This is a genomic window from uncultured Paracoccus sp., from assembly GCF_947496875.1.
Taxonomy (GTDB): domain Bacteria; phylum Pseudomonadota; class Alphaproteobacteria; order Rhodobacterales; family Rhodobacteraceae; genus Paracoccus.
The window spans coordinates 1-18,807 of the sequence record NZ_CANMEH010000008.1 but is presented as its reverse complement, the minus strand read 5'-3'; the positions used below and the strand labels follow the sequence as shown (position 1 = coordinate 18,807).

Annotated in this window: 15 protein-coding genes, 1 tRNA gene and 2 pseudogenes; 12 read left to right on the top strand and 6 right to left on the bottom strand. The window is 67.3% G+C overall.

Annotated features, from left to right (window positions below):
* Positions 1–51: 51 nt before the first annotated feature.
* On the bottom strand, positions 52–2,652 hold the full coding sequence (locus Q0938_RS11100; protein WP_299362155.1) for an OmpA family protein: 2,601 nt from the start codon (positions 2,650–2,652) through the stop codon (positions 52–54).
* 174 nt (positions 2,653–2,826) lie between these two features.
* On the opposite strand from Q0938_RS11100, the gene Q0938_RS11095 reads away from it, so the two are divergent.
* The 8 genes from Q0938_RS11095 to Q0938_RS11060 all read left to right on the top strand — a co-directional run bounded on the left by Q0938_RS11095 (position 2,827) and on the right by Q0938_RS11060 (position 9,805).
* Complete coding sequence (locus Q0938_RS11095; RefSeq protein WP_299362153.1) at positions 2,827–4,035, top strand: acyl-CoA dehydrogenase; 1,209 nt, start codon at positions 2,827–2,829, stop codon at positions 4,033–4,035.
* 212 nt (positions 4,036–4,247) lie between these two features.
* Positions 4,248–5,603, top strand: a complete 1,356-nt coding sequence (gene gdhA / locus Q0938_RS11090; protein ID WP_299362150.1) for an NADP-specific glutamate dehydrogenase — start codon at positions 4,248–4,250, stop codon at positions 5,601–5,603.
* Between the two features lie 164 nt (positions 5,604–5,767).
* Entirely contained in the window at positions 5,768–7,474 is a 1,707-nt protein-coding gene (gene ade, locus Q0938_RS11085; RefSeq protein ID WP_299362147.1) for an adenine deaminase, read from the top strand.
* A gap of 132 nt (positions 7,475–7,606) precedes the next feature.
* Positions 7,607–7,825: a translation initiation factor IF-1 gene (infA, locus tag Q0938_RS11080; RefSeq protein ID WP_299362145.1), complete on the top strand. Its 219-nt coding sequence runs from the start codon at positions 7,607–7,609 to the stop codon at positions 7,823–7,825.
* Positions 7,809–8,405 (top strand): nucleoside triphosphate pyrophosphatase, encoded by a 597-nt coding sequence (locus Q0938_RS11075; protein ID WP_299362490.1) that lies wholly within the window; start codon positions 7,809–7,811, stop codon positions 8,403–8,405. Before infA ends, Q0938_RS11075 begins: the two co-directional genes overlap by 17 nt.
* The gene (locus tag Q0938_RS11070; protein WP_299362137.1) at positions 8,402–9,490 is read left to right on the top strand and encodes a ribonuclease E/G; all 1,089 of its coding nucleotides are present in this window, start codon (positions 8,402–8,404) and stop codon (positions 9,488–9,490) included. Before Q0938_RS11075 ends, Q0938_RS11070 begins: the two co-directional genes overlap by 4 nt.
* Entirely contained in the window at positions 9,490–9,651 is a 162-nt protein-coding gene (yacG, locus tag Q0938_RS11065) for a DNA gyrase inhibitor YacG (RefSeq protein ID WP_299362134.1), read from the top strand. Before Q0938_RS11070 ends, yacG begins: the two co-directional genes overlap by 1 nt.
* A gap of 78 nt (positions 9,652–9,729) precedes the next feature.
* Positions 9,730–9,805: transfer RNA gene (locus tag Q0938_RS11060), tRNA-Phe, on the top strand.
* A gap of 260 nt (positions 9,806–10,065) precedes the next feature.
* Here the strand turns inward: Q0938_RS11060 and Q0938_RS11055 are convergent.
* Positions 10,066–10,428, bottom strand: a complete 363-nt coding sequence (locus Q0938_RS11055) for a hypothetical protein (RefSeq protein ID WP_299362131.1) — start codon at positions 10,426–10,428, stop codon at positions 10,066–10,068.
* Between the two features lie 33 nt (positions 10,429–10,461).
* Here Q0938_RS11055 and Q0938_RS11050 point away from each other — a divergent pair.
* A pseudogene (locus Q0938_RS11050) lies at positions 10,462–10,644 on the top strand (pirin-like C-terminal cupin domain-containing protein); the annotation flags it as partial.
* Positions 10,645–10,730: 86 nt separating this feature from the next.
* Here Q0938_RS11050 and Q0938_RS11045 read toward each other — a convergent pair.
* Positions 10,731–11,036 carry a hypothetical protein gene (locus tag Q0938_RS11045; RefSeq protein ID WP_299362129.1) on the bottom strand — a complete coding sequence of 102 codons (306 nt, stop codon included), beginning with the start codon at positions 11,034–11,036 and terminating at the stop codon, positions 10,731–10,733.
* A gap of 915 nt (positions 11,037–11,951) precedes the next feature.
* Between Q0938_RS11045 and Q0938_RS11040 the strand changes: the two are divergent.
* The 3 genes and pseudogenes from Q0938_RS11040 to Q0938_RS11030 form a co-directional block, all read left to right on the top strand.
* A pseudogene (locus Q0938_RS11040) lies at positions 11,952–13,595 on the top strand (molybdopterin-dependent oxidoreductase); the annotation flags it as partial.
* Positions 13,596–13,622: 27 nt separating this feature from the next.
* Positions 13,623–14,642, top strand: a complete 1,020-nt coding sequence (locus Q0938_RS11035) for a molybdopterin dinucleotide binding domain-containing protein (protein WP_366942751.1) — start codon at positions 13,623–13,625, stop codon at positions 14,640–14,642.
* A gap of 1,568 nt (positions 14,643–16,210) precedes the next feature.
* Positions 16,211–16,423 (top strand): AlpA family transcriptional regulator, encoded by a 213-nt coding sequence (locus Q0938_RS11030; protein ID WP_299362127.1) that lies wholly within the window; start codon positions 16,211–16,213, stop codon positions 16,421–16,423.
* A 466-nt stretch (positions 16,424–16,889) separates the two neighbouring features.
* Here the strand turns inward: Q0938_RS11030 and Q0938_RS11025 are convergent, their stop codons facing one another.
* The 3 genes from Q0938_RS11025 to Q0938_RS11015 form a co-directional block, all read right to left on the bottom strand.
* Positions 16,890–17,543: a cytochrome-c peroxidase gene (locus Q0938_RS11025; protein ID WP_299362125.1), complete on the bottom strand. Its 654-nt coding sequence runs from the start codon at positions 17,541–17,543 to the stop codon at positions 16,890–16,892.
* A 151-nt stretch (positions 17,544–17,694) separates the two neighbouring features.
* Positions 17,695–18,153, bottom strand: coding sequence for a methylamine utilization protein MauJ (locus Q0938_RS11020; protein WP_299362121.1), 459 nt, complete (start codon positions 18,151–18,153; stop codon positions 17,695–17,697).
* Position 18,154: 1 nt separating this feature from the next.
* A partial coding sequence (locus Q0938_RS11015) for a MauE/DoxX family redox-associated membrane protein (protein WP_299362119.1) occupies positions 18,155–18,807 on the bottom strand: 653 nt, incomplete at its 5' end.

Sequence of the window (18,807 nt, the reverse complement as noted above, 5' to 3'; positions counted from 1 at the left end):
CCGATGCAGATTGCAGAAGGTGGCGGCCCGTGTCCGGGCGGCCCTGACGCGTCAGTTCTGCGCCAGCAGTTCGGTGATCCGGCGGACCGAGGCACGACGGTTCGCGCGGACGTCGCCCTCTGCCGGGACGCGCAGGAACTGTTCGCCGTAACCCTGCACGACCATGTTTTCCGGCGGCACTTGGAAATACTCGGTCAGGGCCAGCGCGACCGATTCGGCGCGGCGGTCAGACAATGCCAGGTTGGACGCATCCGACCCGACCGTGTCGGTGTAGCCTTCGATCATGAAGACCTCGCGCGGGTTCTGGCGGATCGTCTCGGCAATCGCTCGGCCGAGCGTCGCCAGCTGCTGCGCCTGATCGGGCTTGATCGCGGCCGAGCCGGTGTCGAAGGTGATCGAGTTGATGTCGATCGGGGCCACCAGCGCGCGCACCGCAGGGATGTTGCGAATCTGGCTCAGGGTAAAGCGGCGATCGACCGCCACCTCGCGCTGCAGAGCCGCGCGCAGATCCTCTTCGGACAGCGGGCGGTCGCTGGCGACCAGCGGCCGGGCGGGCGGCGGCAGTTCGGACACGTTCACCGGCTGCACCTGGACGGTTTCGTCGATCAGCGTGGTCGAGGTGCCGTCAGGCGCGATCACCGTGCGGCGCAGCACCCGCAGGTCGGCATCGCGGATGGTGACGACGGTGCTGCCGTCCTGGCGCACGACGGTGCTGCGGCTGGATCCGTCGGCGAAGTTTTCGGTCTGCACGTTCGACCCGGGCTGCATCAGCAGCGCGTTGTCGTTCTTCAGAACCTCCTGACTGCCGTCGGGGCGGGTCACGACCACCCGGTCGCCCGTGGTGAGCGCAACCTCGCGGTCGTTCGACAGCATCTGTCCGACCACCAGCCCGGCGAGGCCGGCAAGCGCCGCGCGGGCCACGTCGTCGCGGTCGTCATCGTCCTCGCGCGCGGCCAGCTCCTCCTGCAGGTCCTGCGCGGTAGCGGGTGCGACGCCGGGCGTCTGGGCCGTCGCATCGGCCTGGGCCGCGGCATCGGCCGGTGCCTGGGCCTGCTGACCTGTCTGCTGACCCGCCAGCGCGCCGGCCGCCGCGCCGGCCGCGGCGGCACGGGCCGCCTCGGCGATGCTGGTGGCGAAATCCTCGGTCGAGGAGCGCGCGTTCTCCTCGGTCACCTGGGTCTCGACCACTTCGCCGGTTTCCTGGGCGTCCGGGTCCAGCGCCGCGGCCGTGACCGGCGCGCTGCCGGCTGCGGCCTCGCGGGCCGCCTCGGTCTCGGGCGCCTGGGCTTCAGGAACGGCGACGGCCTCAGCTTGTGCGTCGGCGGCCTGTGCCGGCGCCTCCGCCGCCTCTGGCGTTGCGGGTGCGGCGGTCGTCTCTTGTTCGGTTGGTGCATCGGTGTCGGCTGCCGCGGCATCGGCTGGCGGGGTCTCCGCGTCGGCGGCGTCGGCTGTAGCGGAAACACCCTCGGCGGTCGCGTCTGCCGCCGCTTGAGCTTCGGTCGCCTCGGCCGGCGCATCCGCGGCCTGCCCTTCGACTTCCTGGGCCAGCGCCCGCTCCAGTGCGGCTGCGTCCGGCAGGTCGGGTTCGGGGCTTTCCTCGGTCACCTGCGCCTCGGCGCTTTCAGGCGCGGGTTCGTCGGCAGGCGTGCTGGCCGCTTCGGAGGTCGCTGCCTGTGTCGCCGGTTCGGGTGCTGGCGCCGCTTCGGCTTCTGCCGGCGGGGCAGTGCCGGCATCGTCCGCAGCGACCTCGGCGGTGGGTTCGTCGGTGGGTTCGTCGGCTGCCTGCGCAGGCGCCGGGGCGGCCTCCTGCGCTGGTGCGTCCGGCGCTGCTGAATCTGCAGGCTCGGCTTCGACGACCTCCGGCGCAGGCGGCTCGGCAGCGGCGGCATCAGCTTCGGCTTCATCCGCGGCAGCCTCGTCGGCCGCAGTGGTCTCGGTGGGGGCGTCTGGGGCAGCGGCGTCCGGGGCAGGGGTACCCGGCGCAGTGGCGTCGGCCACCGGCTCTTCCGCCGCGGGCGCGTCGGCTGCAGGTGCATCGGCCGCCTCTGCCTCCGCCTCCGCGTCCGCCTCAGCCGCGGCGCCCGCGTCGGCTGCAGCTGCATCCGTGTCCGCGTCGGCTTCACCCGCGGTTGCATCGGGCGGGGGCAGTTCGGCAGGCGCCTCCGCCTCGGCAGGCGCATCCGCCGCTGCCATCACGACGGTCTCCTCACCGGCTTCCTGGTCGGACGCCGGATCTGCTGCCACGTCCTGCTGGCCGGCCGGCGCCGCCTGCATCAGCACCGCGTCCGGGTCGGGCGTCAGGTTGCCCTCGGCATCGGCCTGATGCGTCTGCATCACTTTCTGGGCCAGAAAGATCGCGCCGTCCTGCGACACCTGAACGGCGACCCCTTCAGGAGTGAACCGGATGTCGCTGGGGCAGGGCTGGGGGATGTTCATCGGGCAGACGAGGGCTTCGGCGGTCAGGCCCTGATCCAGTTCCCGCTGCAAGGCGGTCTGCAGGTTCGGCATCTCGGCGGCGCGCTCGGCCGCGGCCTGGTCCGCTTCGGCACTGGCGACAGGTTCCACGGGGGCGGTCTGCGCCGCTGCGCCATGGGGAAGCCACAGGGCCAGGCCCAGGGCGATCGCGGTCGAGTTGGTAAAGATCCGGCGCATGTGTCCTCCGACGTCAATCAATAATCAGGTCAGGTCGGCGCTCGGCGCGCCAAGGCTCCGCAATCTAACAGACAAACAGCCTTCGCGTTCCCGAAAACCGTGTGATGCGGTCGTGAACGGCGATTGCCTCCCCCGGGCCGAGCGCCTATCAGGACCCACCAGATGGAGGGAAAGATGCCGCTATCGCCGAAAGACCGTCCCGATCTGAACCAGTTCGACTGGGAAGATCCTCTGCGCCTCAACGACTTGTTGAGTGAAGAGGAGCGCATGCTGCGTGACTCGGCACGCGCCTATGCGCAGGAAAAACTGCAGCCCCGGGTGATCGCCGCCTATCGCGAGGAACGGACCGATCCCGAGATCTTCCGCGAAATGGGCGAGATGGGCCTGCTGGGCGTCACCGTGCCCGAGGAATATGGCGGGCTGGGGGCCGGCTATGTCAGCTATGGCCTGATCGCGCGCGAGGTCGAGCGGGTCGATTCCGGCTATCGCAGCATGATGTCCGTGCAGTCGTCGCTGGTCATGTATCCGATCTATGCCTACGGCTCGGAAGAGCAGCGCCAGAAATACCTGCCCACGCTCGCCTCGGGCGAATTCATCGGCTGCTTCGGCCTGACCGAGCCCGATGCCGGTTCCGATCCCGGCGGGATGAAGACGACGGCGAAGAAGACCGCCAACGGCTATGTGCTGAACGGGTCCAAGATGTGGATCTCGAACAGCCCGATCGCCGACGTGTTCGTGGTCTGGGCCAAGTCCGACGCGCATGGCGGCAAGATCCGCGGCTTCGTGCTCGACAAGGGCATGCCCGGCCTGTCGGCGCCCAAGATCGAAGGCAAGCTGAGCCTGCGCGCCTCGATCACCGGCGAGATCGTCATGCAGGATGTCGAGGTCGGCGAGGACGCGCTGCTGCCCAATGTCGAGGGGCTGAAGGGTCCGTTCGGCTGTCTGAACCGGGCCCGCTACGGAATCAGCTGGGGCGTGCTGGGTGCGGCCGAGTTCTGCCTGTACGCGGCGCGGCAGTACGGTCTGGACCGGCACCAGTTCCGGCGACCGCTGGCGAATACGCAGCTGTACCAGCTCAAGCTGGCCAACATGCTGACGGAAATCAGTCTGGGTCTGCAGGCCAGCCTGAGGGTCGGGCGTCTGCTGGATTCGGCAGAGGCCGCGCCCGAGATGATCTCGCTGGTCAAGCGCAACAACTGCGGCAAGGCGCTGGACATCGCCCGGATGGCCCGCGACATGCACGGCGGCAACGGCATCAGTGAAGAATTCCAGGTCATGCGCCACGCCGCCAACCTGGAGACCGTGAACACCTACGAGGGCACGCATGATGTGCATGCGCTGATCCTGGGACGTTCGATCACCGGCCTGCAGGCGTTCTTCTGATCATCGCGGGCCTGGCAGCCGCCTGAACGGTCTGCCCGGCCCGCACCCCTCCGCCGCCAATTCCGGGTCGTGGCGGCTGGACAGTTCCCAGCTCATCAGGTTCATGCGGCGCGGGTTGTGCGCCATCCGGCGAGCGGCGGAACCAGCGACGGCAGGCGGGCGAGGCCCAGCCCCGCTGTCGTGACCAACAACAGAACAAGGAGACGGCGCGCATGGCGCGGATCGACGAAAAGCTCGAACCCATTCTGGAGACGGTGAAGCAGCGGAACGCTGGCGAACCCGAGTTCCACCAGGCGGTGGTCGAGGTGATGGAAAGCCTGGGGCGGGTCGTCGCCAAGCACCCGGAGTACCTGGAAGAAGGGCTGATCGAGCGGATCTGCGAACCGGAACGGCAGATCATCTTCCGGGTGCCGTGGATCGACGACCAGGACCGGGTGCAGATCAATCGCGGGTTCCGCGTCCAGTTCAATTCGGCGCTGGGGCCGTACAAGGGCGGGCTGCGGTTCCACCCGTCGGTCAATGTCGGAATCATCAAGTTCCTGGGCTTCGAGCAGACCTTCAAGAACGCGCTGACCACCATGCCGATCGGCGGGGGCAAGGGCGGCTCGGACTTCAATCCCAAAGGCAAGTCCGACCGCGAGATTATGCGGTTCTGCCAGTCGTTCATGACCGAGCTTCACCGTCACATCGGTGAATACACCGACGTGCCGGCGGGGGACATCGGCGTGGGCGGGCGCGAGATCGGCTACATGTTCGGGCAGTACAAGCGGCTGACCAACCGCTACGAGGCCGGCGTTCTGACCGGCAAGGGGCTCAGCTATGGCGGCTCGCGCGCGCGGCCCGAGGCGACGGGCTTCGGCACCGTGTTCTTCGTGCGGTCGATGCTCGAGGCCAAGGGCGACGGGTTCGAGGGCAAGACCGCCGTCGTGTCCGGGTCGGGCAACGTCGCGACCTTCGCCATCCAGAAGCTGCAGCAATACGGCGCGACCGTCCTCGCCTGCTCGGATTCCGGCGGCTACGTGGTGGACGAAAAGGGGCTGGACCTCGACCTCGTGCGCGAAATCAAGGAGCGGCGCCGTGGCCGGATCTCGGAATACCACCGCATCAAGGGCACCGGCACCTACTTCATCGAGGCGGGCAAGGGGTCGATCTGGGACGTGCCCTGCGAGATCGCGCTGCCCTGCGCAACGCAGAACGAGCTGAACGGCAAGCAGGCGGCGACCCTGATCAAGAACGGCGTCCGCGTGGTGGCCGAGGGCGCCAACATGCCCTGCACCCCCGAGGCGATTGCCGCCTTCCAGAAAGCCGCCGTGCTCTACGCCCCGGGCAAGGCCGCCAATGCGGGCGGCGTCGCCACCTCGGCGCTGGAAATGCAGCAGAACGCGTCGCGTGACAGCTGGACGTTCCAGCAGACGGTCAGCCGGCTGGACGAGATCATGACCGACATCCACCGCGTCTGCGCCGATACGGCCGAGGAATATGGCGCGCCGGGCGATTACGTCCTGGGCGCCAACATCGCGGGCTTCGTCCGCGTTGCCGAGGCGATGCGCGCACTGGGCGTGATCTGATCCGCGGCATTCGTCGGCTGGCCGCTGAGTCGTAGCGGTTGGGGGGCGCCCAGGGGCGCTCCCTTTTCGTCTAAGGATCTTGTCCCCCGCGGGCGATCCCCTCACGGTTGCGGAACGCGTCGTCCATGCGCTGGCGGTCTCGCGTCCATCATCGAGGATCTCTGATGACACCAGACCCGGATCTGGAGCGACGCATCGCCCAGGCGCGCGGCGACGAACCCGCCGACCTCGTGCTACGTGGGGGCGAGGTGTTCGATCTGGTCACCGACGCCATGATCCCCGGCGATGTCGCGATCTGCGGGTCGCTGATCGCCGGGATCGGCGCGTCCTACGAGGGGCGCGAGGTGATCGACGTTGGCGGCATGGTGCTGGTGCCGGGCCTGATCGATACGCATCTGCATGTCGAGAGCAGCATGATCACGCCGTTCGAATTCGACCGCTGCGTCACCCCGCGCGGGATCACCACCGCGATCTGCGACCCGCACGAGATCGCGAATGTCGTGGGGCTGGACGGCATCCGCTATTTCCAGGCGGCTAGTGAACATCTGCTAATGGACCTGCGGGTCCAGCTGTCGTCCTGCGTGCCCTCGACCGACATGGAAACCGCGGGCGCCCGCATCGACGCCGGCGACCTGCGGGCGGTGATGGGCCATCCCTCAGCCATCGGGCTCGCCGAGTTCATGAACTACCCGGCCGTCATCCACCGCGACCCGGCGGCAATGGCCAAGCTGCGGCTGTTTGCCGGCGGCCACATCGACGGCCACGCGCCTCAGCTGTCCGGCCGGGACCTGAACGCCTATGTCGCGGCGGGGATCCGGACGGAACACGAGGCGACCACCGCCGCCGAGGCGCTGGAAAAGCTGCGCCGGGGCATGCGGGTGCTGATTCGCGAGGGGTCGGTGTCCCGCGACCTAAACGCGCTGCAGCCGGTCCTCACCGATATCACCGCCCCCTACATGTGCCTGTGCACCGACGACCGCAATCCGCTGGATATCGCCGAACATGGCCACATCGATTACATGGTGCGCCGGCTGATCGAACTCGGCACCTCGCCGCTGGCCGCGTATCGCGCCGCGTCGCTATCGGCGGCCGAGGCGTTCGGGCTTCGCGATCGCGGGCTGATTGCGCCCGGCCTGCGGGCCGACATCGTCGCGCTGGACGGGCTATCGGAGTGTCGGGCGCAGCTGGTCCTGGCGGCGGGCCGCGTGGTCGGCGACGCCGCGTTTTCCGCGCGGGGCGCCGTCGCCCCGGTGGGCCGCGCATCGGTCCGGGCGCCTGCGATCGGCCCTGCCGATTTCCGCTGCACCGGCAACCGGACCGACACGGACGTGATCGGCATCATCCCCGGCAAGATCATCACCCGGCACCTGCGCGAACAGGTCGCCCCGGTTGACGGAGACAAGCCCCCGGACACGGCACGCGACCTGGCCCGGATCGCGGTGGTCGAACGGCACGGCCGGAACGGCAACATCGCGACGGGGTTTGTCCGCGGCTTCGGACTGCGGCGCGGCGCGATCGCCTCGACCGTCTGCCACGACCACCACAACATCGTCGCGGTGGGCGTCGATTACGCCGACATGGCGCTGGCCGTGAACCGGCTGGCCGCGATCGAGGGCGGCCTCGTCGTCGCCCAGGGCGGACAGGTGCTGGCCGAACTGGCCCTGCCGGTGGCAGGGCTGATGAGCCTCGAGCCGTTCGAGGTTGTCCACGACAGCCTGGCCGGGCTGCGCCGGGCGGCCAGATCGCTGGGCGTGACGCTGGACGAACCGTTCCTGCAACTGGCGTTTCTGGCGCTGCCGGTGATCCCGGCCCTGAAGATCACCGACCGCGGCATGATCGACGTCGAGCGGTTCGAGATCATTTCCGGCTGACGACCAGCGGTGGCGCGGCGCAAGGCGGTGGTCCGCATATGCAGGACGATGCGCGACGGGGCTTGAAAAAAGCTGCGGCTCGCTGCATATCCCCTGCGCCTGCGTTTCCGCGGGACGCTTTCAGGAGAGACCATGGCCAAGGAAGAGATGCTCGAATTCCCAGGCGTTGTGATGGAGCTTTTGCCGAATGCGACGTTCCGGGTCGAGCTCGAAAACGGCCATGAGATCATCGCGCACATGGCCGGCAAGATGCGCAAGAATCGCATCCGCGTGCTGGCCGGCGACAAGGTGCAGGTGGAAATGAACACCTACGACCTGACCAAGGGCCGGATCAATTACCGCTTCAAGTAGGCCGGACCGCCCGCGTCTGGTCCTGGCGTCGGCAAGCCCGCGCCGGCTGGATCTGCTGGCGCAGATCGGCATCGTGCCCGATGCGGTGGTCCCTGCCGAGATCGACGAGACGCCCGGCCGGGCGGAACCGCCGCGCGACTATGCGCGGCGCATGTCGTCTGAGAAGGCGCAGGCGATCGCGGCTGTCCATGAGGGGGCCATCCTGGCGGCCGACACGGTCGTCGCGGCAGGGCGGCGAATCCTCGGCAAGCCCGCCGACGCAGGCGAGGCTGCAGCCTTCCTGCGGGTGCTGTCGGGCCGCCGGCATCGGGTGATGACATCGGTCACCCTTCTTCACCGCGGGCAGGCCCGCGACCGCTTGGTGGAAACCGTCGTGCGGTTCCGGCCCCTGACCGCAGCCGAGATCGACGGCTATGTTGCCACCGGCGACTGGCACGGCAAGGCCGGCGGCTATGGCATCCAGGGACCCGCCGCAGCCTTTGTTCCCTGGTTGCAGGGATCGTTCACCGCCGTAGTCGGGCTGCCGCTGGCAGAAACCGCGACGCTGTTGGCGTCGATCGGATTGCGGGGGATGTCGTGAAGGGCCGTGTGATCGTTCTGGACCGGCTCTGGGGGCGCGAGGCCGCGGCCCTGATAGTGGACGGCCAGTTGCAGGATCTGCGGCTTGATCCCGGCGGGCTGACGCCGCTGTCCCCCGGCACCATCTGCCGCGGCGTCGTGGACCGGCTGGTCAAGGGGCAGGGCGGGGTGTTCCTGCGCCTGCCCAATGGGGCCCGCGGGTTTCTGCGCGACGTGAAGGGCATGTCCGAAGGTCAGGCGCTGATCGTCCAGGTCACCGGCGTACCGGAGGAGGGCAAGGCGCTGCCCGTGACCCGTCGGGTCCTGTTCCGTGGCCGCAGTGCCATCGCCACCCCCGCTGCGCCGGGGGTGAACGTGTCCCGGCGGATCCGTGATGATGCGGAATGCGACCGCCTGAAGGCGCTGGGAGAAGCCGCTCTGGCCCGGGCTGATGCGCCCGAGGATCTGGGGCTGGTGCTGCGGACCGCCGCTGCCACCGAGGACGAGGCGGACGCAGCCGAGGAGATGGCGACACTGGCGCAGTTGGCCACCCAAGTCATGGCGGATGATCAGGGCGGACCCGAACTGCTCGTCGATGCCGATCCGCCCTGGCGCGCGGCCTGGATCGACTGGGCCGATCCGGGGCCGGACAGCGTCGACGATTCAACCGGCGCCTTCGATGCACATGGGGTGTCGGAGCAGATCGACGCGCTGTTGCGGGACGATCTGCTTCTGCCCGGCGGCGCACGGGCGACGATCGAGCCGACCCGGGCGCTGGTTGCGGTCGACGTCGATACCGGGCCCGACAACTCGCCCGCCGCGGCGCTCAAGGCCGATATCGCCTTGGCCCGTGACCTGCCGCGGCAGCTGCGCCTGCGCGGGCTGGGCGGGCAGGTGGTGATCGATTTCGCGCCGGTTCCCAAACGCGACCGGGGCACGCTGGATCAGGCGCTGCGGGCCGCGTTCCGCGCCGATACGACCGAAACCACGCTGATCGGGTGGACGGCGATGGGGCTCTACGAACTCAGCCGCAAGCGGGACCGTGCCGCCCTGGCGCAGCTGGCAGCGGCCACGGCCGGGACCGGCAGCAAGGCGGGGCGTCGCTGATGGCCTGTCCGATCTGCGGCAAGGACAGCGACGCGAAGTATCGGCCGTTTTGCTCGCGTCGCTGCGCCGACGTCGACCTGGCCCGCTGGCTGCGCGGCGACTACGTCGTACCGGGGGACGCTGCGCCGATCCCGGCGAGCGACGAGGAAAGCACCGGCTGAGCGGCAGATTCAGGCTGGACAGCCCCGGTCCCGTTGTCTAGTTACGCGGCACCTCGGAACGCAGGCCGTTCCTCCGGGGCCCGGATAGCTCAGTTGGTAGAGCAGCGGATTGAAAATCCGCGTGTCGGTGGTTCGAATCCGCCTCCGGGCACCACGATTTTCCAGCGATAACAGAAACTTCCTCCTGACTCGTTGTGTGGGTCGAGACGCAGATAGCATCTCGGGGTGGCGCCGGGGTGGCAGAGCTTCGCTCCTGGTGGTCCCCACCGACGCGCGGCATCGATCAGTCTCGTGATCCGGTGTTCCATGTCCACCCCGAGCGGAGGGATGCTGGCGTCCCTCGCTTCTCTGCAGATCAGCCGGTCGTGAGGGCGCTATGTCCGAATTCGCCGCTGGTCCGAGTCAGCACGAGCGTTACCAAGCGATCGTGTAACTCGGCCCACCGCTGCGGAGCCGCGCCTCGTGCGGGAGCGCTCGGCCGCCACCCGCGCCGATCCGCCGTCTGACCAGGCGCGAGATGCTGTCGATCGCGGCCGTCAGCAGACCGGCGGCAACCAGCAGGACCATCGCCCGGTGGAGGCGGAGCTCGGCGACCGCGCTGTCGATGAAGAAGCCGAGTGTGGCAATACCCAGCAATCCCATCCCGGCCGTTTCGCGGACGATAATCTCCCAGCGGTAAAGACACAGCGCCAGAAACGGGCCGAGCAGCCGCGGAGCGAGCTCGTAGCCCCAGAGCGTGGCCCCGCGCGGCGCGTCGGCGCGCAGTTGCCCGGTCATGGCCCCGGCCTGGCGGCCGACCAAATGGGCGATGATGGGCCGCACTGGATCTGGTGGAACTTCGTCTCATCGCGCAAGGAGCGGATCGAGCAAGCGCAGGAAGAATGGCGGCGTGGGCGCTTCGACACCGTCCCGGGCGATGAGGCAGACTTCATCCCGCTTCCCGAGACGAATACCAAACCCCGCCGAGCGGTCGGCGGCGTGTTCTACCCGTAGGAGCAGCGCCAAGGCAACAATCGGCTCTCTGGGGGGGCGTCTCGCCTCGTTGAAGCCCGCACATCCGATGCAGGAGGGAAGGCACTTCATGGCGACCATTCGTCGGTGATTTCAGTGAAGTGACAGCCGCGCAAGGAGAGGTTCTTGCGCAGGGCGACCTTCAGCGGGAATTGGGTGGGCTCATTGCTGGGTGCACCGTGGATGACGATGGTGCCACGGAGACGGATGGTCTCGGCAGTAACGGCAACCTGTGGCCCGTCAACCGCATCGAAGGCGGCGTCGATCCATTCGGAGCCGCAGCTGCAAATCGGACACTGCCGTAGGATCGCCGAGTGCCGGTTCGGATTTCGCCAGAATGGGCTCAGCCTGATTTCGGAGCCGTCATTGCGCACCAGTCGACTGGTGCGCAGTGCGTGGCGAGGTCAGAGTCGCGCCGCACACTGCCGACATGGCCGTTCGCTGCGGCGCATCGACCGGTCGCACAGGGTTCGTTCGACCAGATGATCGCATCGGCGGCGATCGAGTTGCTCGCCCCTCATCTCCAGGGATCGCGCGGTGGACGGCGAGCAGCCTCACTCCCTGACAGATCAGCCCCGCGCGCTAATTCTCGAGTGTAGCCGGGCCGTCAGCGGCGTCAGTTGCAGCAGGGTCACCCCCTCCCACCGCCGCGGGTCCGGGTGCAAGCGCGTCGGAGTCCCTCAGCCCTGACCGCGCCTGCGAAGGTTCCGGGCAGTTGCCCAATCCCACCACCGGATCGCACTGGCCTTCGATGCCGGTTCTCTCGCAGTCCACAGGTTGGCCCTGCCGCTCAGACAGCGGGACAACGGGCGCGGGGTTGGTGGTCGGGATCGACGTCGAGGTGCCGGGCAGCGGGTTGCCGCGCAATGCCGTCGGCGAGCCGTCCGGCCCTCCCGTCAGCTCACCCAGCATCTCGTGAGGATTGGCGGGCATATCACCGGCGCTCTCCTGCAGGACGGGGGCAACGGGCTTGGTTTCCGCGGCCGACTGGGCAAGGAGTGGCGCGGACAGCAGGAGTGAAACAGCCGCCGCTGTCGCAAGTCGTGCCCCGGGGGCAGCGAACAAGAAAATCATGGCTCGGGTCTCCCAGATGGGTGCACGGGTGAGGGAAAGCGCCATATTCAGGCAAATCGTTCACCAGACGCTCGATGTCGGTGAAACAATCATTCGCGGCGCTTCCCTCCTTGACACGTGCCATCCGGCAAACACCCAGTCCTCGATCCAGATCACCGAATGCCGCTCGCAGGCGGTCCATTCTTGGTCAGTGCTCAGATTGAAAGGATTTCGGCATGTCCGCCTTCCCGCTTTCCCGCCGTGGATTCATGCAGACTGGCGTGGCAGCCCTCGGTCTTGCCGGAGCCGGACGGTTGCTGAACAGCTCCGCGCTGGCGGCGATTGATCCCAATTCGCACGGGCAGCGGGTGTTCCACGCCTCGCACTGGGGACCGTTCGAGGCCGTTGTCCGCGATGGTCGGCTGGTCGGGATCAGCCCCGTTGTCGAATTGGACAAGCAGCCCACCGACATGCTGATGCTGGGTACCATCGACCGGGTCTATGACGACACCCGGATCCTCTATCCGATGGTCCGTAAATCCTATCTGGACGGCTGGCAGACGGGTGACACCAAGCCCGAGTTGCGCGGCAAGGAGGAGTTCGTCCGGGTGGACTGGGACACCGCGCTGGCCCTCGCCGGCAACGCGATCCTCAAGACCATCGAGGAGAACGGCAACGAGGCGATCTTCAGCTCGTCTTACGGCGGCTGGTCCAACGCCGGTTCGTTCCGCCCGAACGTCATGCAGCAGCGCTTCTTCAACCTGTTCGGGAGTTGCACGATCACGCAGGGCGACTGGTCGGCGGGCGCAAGTCAGGTCGCCTTGCCCCATATCATCGGCGACATGGAGGTCTATTCGCCGCAGACGGCGTGGGAGGTCGTGCGCGACAACACCGAGGTCTTCGTGCTGGTGGGGTGCGACCCCATCAAGAACAACCGGATCGAATTCACCGTGGCCGACCACGGCATGTACGGACCGTGGGCCGAGATCCGGGACGCGGGCTGCAGGTTCATCTCGATCAACCCGCAGCGCACCGCCTCGGACGAGTATCTGGCGGCCGAATAGGTGCAGATCATTCCGAACACCGACATCGCGCTGTTCCTGGGAATGGCCCATCACGTCCTTGCGGAGGGACTGGAGGACCGCGAGTACATGGCGATGTACACCGTGGGGTCCGAGGAATGGATCGCCTATGTCCAGGGCGAAGGCGACGATGACACACCGAAGACGCCGGAGTGGGCCGCCGCCATCACCGGCATCCCGGCCGACAAGATCCGCGAAATGGCCGAACTGTTCGCCAATTCGCGTACCCAGTTTGCGGGGGCATGGTCCTTGCAGCGCGCCCATCATGGCGAGCTCGTCCACCACGCCATCATCAACTTCGCGGCGCTGATCGGCAAGATCGGCAAGCCGGGCGAAGGTGTCGGTTTCAGCTGGCACTACGGCAATGGCGGCATGCCCCAATCGGGTCAGCCCACACCGACGGGTCTGTCCTCGGGAAAGAACCTGGTAGACAAGCTATGCCCCGCCAGCCGCATCACCGAGATGCTGGAGAACCCCGGCAAGGAGTTCTTCTACAACGGCCAGATCCGCACCTATCCCGACATCCGGATGATCTATAACGCCGGCAACAACTTCGTGTCACACCAGCAGGACCTGAACCGGCTCATCAAGGCGTTTTCCAAGCTGCACACGATCGTCAGCCAGGACGTCTGGTGGACGGCGGCTGTCCGCTGGGCGGACATCGTGCTGCCGGCCTCCTCGACGATGGAGCGAGACGACATCTCGGTCGGCGGGACCTATTCCAACGACAAGATCTACGCGATGAAGAAATGCATCGAGCCGCAGGGCGAGTCAAAGAGCGACTACGAGATCTTCGAGGCGCTGGCCGACAAGTTCGGCCTGTGGATGCAGTTCACCGACGGGCTCGACTTCATGGAGCACATCCAGGCTGCCTACGGCCGCACCGGCGCCGCCCAGACCACCCCGTTCGAGGAGTTCTGGGAGAAGGGCTACGCCCTCCAGCCTCCGCCGCCCGAAGCCCGCAAGTGGGTCCGGCACGGGGAATTCTACAACGACCCCGATGGCCATCCGCTGCATACGGTGTCGGGCAGGATCGAGATGTTCTGCCAGACCATCGCGGACTATGGCGTGGCGGACAATCCCGGCATGCCGATCTGGCAGGAGCCGCTGGAATATCTCGGGAATGCTCAGGAGGGTCAGCTGCACGTGGTCAGCCCGCATCCCTGGTATCGCCTGCACAGCCAGATGGGGAACTCGGCCCGCTTGCGGGAGCTCTACATGATAGACGGACGGGAGCCGGTGCGGATCAACCGCCAGGACGCCGAAGCGAGGGGAATCGCGGACGGTGACCTGGTCGAGATCCGCAACGATCGTGGCGCGGTCATCGCCGGGGCGGTGCTGTCGGACGACATCATGCCCGGGGTCATGTCGCTCTACGAAGGCGGCTGGCCGGATCTGGACAGCAAGGGCCGGTGCAATTCGGGCCAGATCAACTGGCTCACCTCCGAGCGGCCGGCGACGGGCCTGACGCAGGCGACAATTGCCAATACCTGCGTGGCGTCGCTCAGCAAGTGCGAGGATGCGGAGCGTCCGAACCGGGCCTATGCCCCGCCGGTGGTCCTGAGCGACTACCAGTTCGCGGCGATCGACGAGGATGCGCTGGCCCTGGACCGCGTCTCGGAACTGGTGGAGTCCCTCTACGCCGACATGGAGCCCGGCGAGCGGATCTTCTATCAGCGCTGCACGGTCTGTCACGGCCCGCGTGACCCTAAGGGATTCACCCAGCTGCAGTGGCGGGGCATCACCCCCTCGATGTACCCGCGGGCGGGCCTGGACGACACGGAGGCCACATTGGTGACCGAGTTCCTGATGAAGAACGCATCCGACGCCCCAGCGGTCAACTGAGCCACGCGAGGGTGTCGCGGAAGTCTGCCTGGCGGCGGGGTGAGGATGTCGGTGCCGAACGGACCGAGAGCTGCGATAGCAACGACGAGGAAAGGCCGGCAGCTTCATCGCGCACCCTGACGGGTCTTGGCTGCGGGTTCCCCTTGGCGCGGATCTGCTGGCTGACGGCTGAGGAGGAGACGCCCAGTTCCTCCGCCGGCTTGGACGAACGTCAAAGTCGCGCAACGGCTGCGACGCATTCGGCTGCGTTCAGCTTCAGGTCCCGCATAGGGCTACGGTAGACGCTTGTGCCTGATGTGTTTTAGCCGTGCCATGCAGCCCGGGCACGCGAGCAAATCGGCGAGTCTCCCACGCTGTGTGCAGATCCCCTGCCGCGGTTTCATCCGTCGCAAGCCCGCTCCTGACCTCGCAGGTCGAATTACGGCTCGCAGAAGGGCTGAAGCCTTCGTGGAGATCGACGCGGCGCGCCCGGATCTCCCCTGCCCGCATTGCGGCGGACAAGAGCGGTCCTCTTGGGGATCGACCCGGACGGGCCCGCGTCGCTGGCGCTGCATGGACTGCGCCGCACCCGGTGCGGAGCAACCGGGACCCTCATGGCCGGGTGCATGGCCCGGGCTTGCTTGTCGAGGTGGTGCGCGACATGTTCGAAGCTGAAGGGCCTTGGTCGTGCCGGACCGGCAGCCAACGAACCCGGGATCTCCAGGCACACGGCGTGGCGGTGGCGGTGGCGGTTGGCCCTCCGCTGCGAGTGTCGGCAGATGGGAACGGGGCTCTTGCGGGCATCATCGAGGCCGACGAGGCGCGCCAGCGCGAGAGCCGCAAGGGCTCTCGGGAATGGGCGCGGCATCAGGCAAACCAGATGGCACACCCAAAGCCGCCCCGGAAGCGGTGGTCATTCTATCTGCGCCGCAATGCGCCCGTGAAGACACCGCCCGGCTGATGGCGCGCCTGGGACAGGAACCTGCTCGGGGCGACGGACAGCTCCGGGCACCGCGCCTTCGAGGCGGTCGCGAATGTCAGCCTTCGATCTCGGCGGCTCTTCTGCCCGTTATGGCGCCCGCCGCCGTGCTCTGCACGGACGGGCACCTGACATATGAGCAGCGCGCCAAGGCGGGCATGACATCGCGTGCGGGGGCGCTTGCCCGGCACCGAAGAGGAAATCAGGCTGTCCCGAAGCCGGACGGACCGAACGACCTGCTTCTGCCGGGCATTGGACAGGACGAAAAACTTGCGCTCGATCTGAAGTGCCATGCAGCCTCGACGGTGTCGGTCCCAGGGAGGACGGGCCTGTCTGAGGAACGAGCCATCTGAACTGGAGTCACCCGAAGCTTTGTGGCTCGTGCCCGACTGCGGAGCAGGGCAGCTGCTCAGGCGACCGGAAGCTCCCGGTCAGTCCGGAACAGCAGTCCAAATCGTGTGACGGGTACCTTGATCTTTGGCCCGACCCTCGCGATCGGCCGGTCCGCGGCCAGCGGACGTGGGCGGTTCAAATACCTGTGAGGAAGGCGTGCTCTCGTTTCCGCGTCTCTCAAGGCGACCCGACCTCCCTTCTAACCAAGGAGATTACCATGAGCGCCTTACAGCCGCACGCAGAGTGTCTGGTCCGAGTCTCGACCCTTGTCGAGATGCTCCAGCGATCGAGGGCCAACATCTACCGCGACATCCAACGCGGCTGCTTTCCGAAGCCGCTCAAGCAAGGAAGCTCATCCCGGTGGCGGATGTCCGAGATCATGGAGTATATCGAACATTGCTCCCAAGCCCACTTCGGCGAAGGGGAATAGGCATTCTCGATTGTGGCGTCAGACCAGGTCGCCATCGCCGTGGGCGGGGCGGTTCCGAGGATCCAGTCCTGCTCTCAGGTACATTCAGGCCTTCTGTCGCGATCTCCGGGATTTCGGTCCTGGCAGCTGCCCTCAGGTCGACCGCGGTGTCCGCTGCATCTTGGAAGCCGCAGCCACATGCGGCTATGGCCACGGGGTTTCGTCGGACTCCGGCTTTCAAGGTACGTCGCCGCACAACTTAACGGCGGCGTGGCAACTTTTACGGCCGACGACGAGGAGCCAATGCCCTCGTCATCCGCCTCGCGTGGTGGGGAACTGATCGCCGTGCACCATGTGGTCGCGCAGAGCTGGGGATGGGATGGCTCACTGCCGGCAAGCTCTGAAGACCGCGGTCGGTCCGGGAGGAGCCGGAACTGGATGAAATCTGACCGGATACCCCGCCCCATCAACAACCCCGCCAACTGCCCTATTCCTCACCCGTGAACTTGTCCTCGCCGCGCAGCCAGCGGTCATAGCGGGAGTCGAAGGGCGCGAACTCCGGCGTCTGCTGGTAAGCGGCAAGTGCCTCGGACACGGCAGCGAAGGTTCGATCTGCGTCGTCCAGCGTCCCGCGGCCCCATAATTCTTCGAACTCGGCCGTGTAGGCGGGATCGGCTGCAAGGCGGGCGGCGACCGTTTCCTTGTCAGGCATCGCCATCTCGACGGGGTTCAGCATTGGCTGGCCGGCCTGGTCCCGCAAGTTCGCGGCCCGGCCATCCCAGAACTGCCCGCCCTTGTAGACCCCCGCGTCAGACAGGTGGAACTCGGGACTGAACCCAACATATCCCAGCGTCGGCGTGTTGCGGTCGCCATGAGACTCGCCGTCGTCGCCGACGGAGACGGCAAGCTTGGCCCTGCCCTCGCGCGGGTCCGTGAACGCCCGGGCAGGATCGTGGCAGGTCGCACAGGACTGGCTCTCGTTCCTGGACAACGCCGTTTCGAAGAACAGCCGCTCGCCCAAGGCGATCAACCGGCCGGAGTCGGGCGTCCGGTTCCTTGCAGGCTGGGCGATGGCGGCAAGCGCAACTGCCGCCCAGCAGCAGGTGACGATGGCACCAAGGCCCAGAGCCCCCCTCAGCATGACGCCGCCTCTGGAACGGGTAACCGTGCCGATGCGTCCAGCGCGCGCGCGCTGACCTCGGACGAAAGCAGGCGATGAGCCACGAGATCGGCCAGGTTCGCCATCCGCGAAAGCCGCTGGCGGTCCGGCAGCGTGTCGCACAATGGCAGCCTTACGCCGTCCGGCCGACCAGCCGCTGGTGCCACGGCTGCAGTACCGCGAGCAGCTCTTCAAGATTTAGCCCGATGAGCGTCTGATCGTCGGCGCCCGCATGAGCGAGCATCTGGGTCGTCACGCGGAAGTCCGCCACATCGACGTGGCGGCGCGCCGGATCACCCTTGTTCGCCGCGTGTAGCAATCCGAAGGCCGAAAGCAGTCGCGTGCCCGGCTCGGTCTGCCGTCCGTCTGCGGCGGGGCCGCCCACCTTGACCACACGGCCATCGTGATCCTTCAGGTCCAGCTCGGGCGCCTTGTCACCGATGTCAGGCCCGTGGTCGGTGATCATGGCGTCCATGGGCGAACTGCGTTCGTGCAGAAGCCCGACTTGCCGCAGCAGACCAAGCATCACGATGGTCACGCCGAGGAAGGCGATCCACAGCATGACGTTGGAAACGATCAGGAGATTGGTCATGTCAGCGTCCTTTCGACGAGATGGTTTGCGCGGCCAGGAGCCCCCCCAGCGCCGCGGCGCTGAGGTAGAGCATCAGGGCGACCAGCCCGGCCATCAGCCCGACAAGCGCCTCGGCCGGCATCGGCCTGGTTGTGGCGGGCAGAAGCGCTGCGACGATCAGGGCGGCGCCGGCCATTGCTGCATTTCGGACGACCAGCGCCCAGCCGACCTGCTGCTTCAGACCGTTGCGAAAGCAACCGCAGTCGATCGAGGTCCGGCCACGCAGCACGTTGATGCCGATGGCCATCCCGAAGACCGTCAGCAGCGCGGCCCCGACGATCGCCGCCGGCACCGCCGTCGCGCGGATCAGCAGGCCCGCGGCGACGGCGAGCTCGACCACCGGCAGTACAAGCGCGGTCAGGCGGGACAGCCCGTCGGGCAGGATGCGGAAGTTGCGGACGACGCCATAGAACTCCTCGGCGTGGCCCAGCTTGGACAATGCGGCGGTGGCGAAGACGAGCGCCAGGAAAACGCGGACCGCCAGCAGCAGCGCGGGGTTTGCGACAAGCTCGTACAGCATGCGCTCAGCCCATGTCCGGGTCACGTCCGTCAAGCTGGTGTAATTTCCCGGATGGCCTGAGGGCATGATCAGGCGGCTTTCGTTGTGATGCTGAG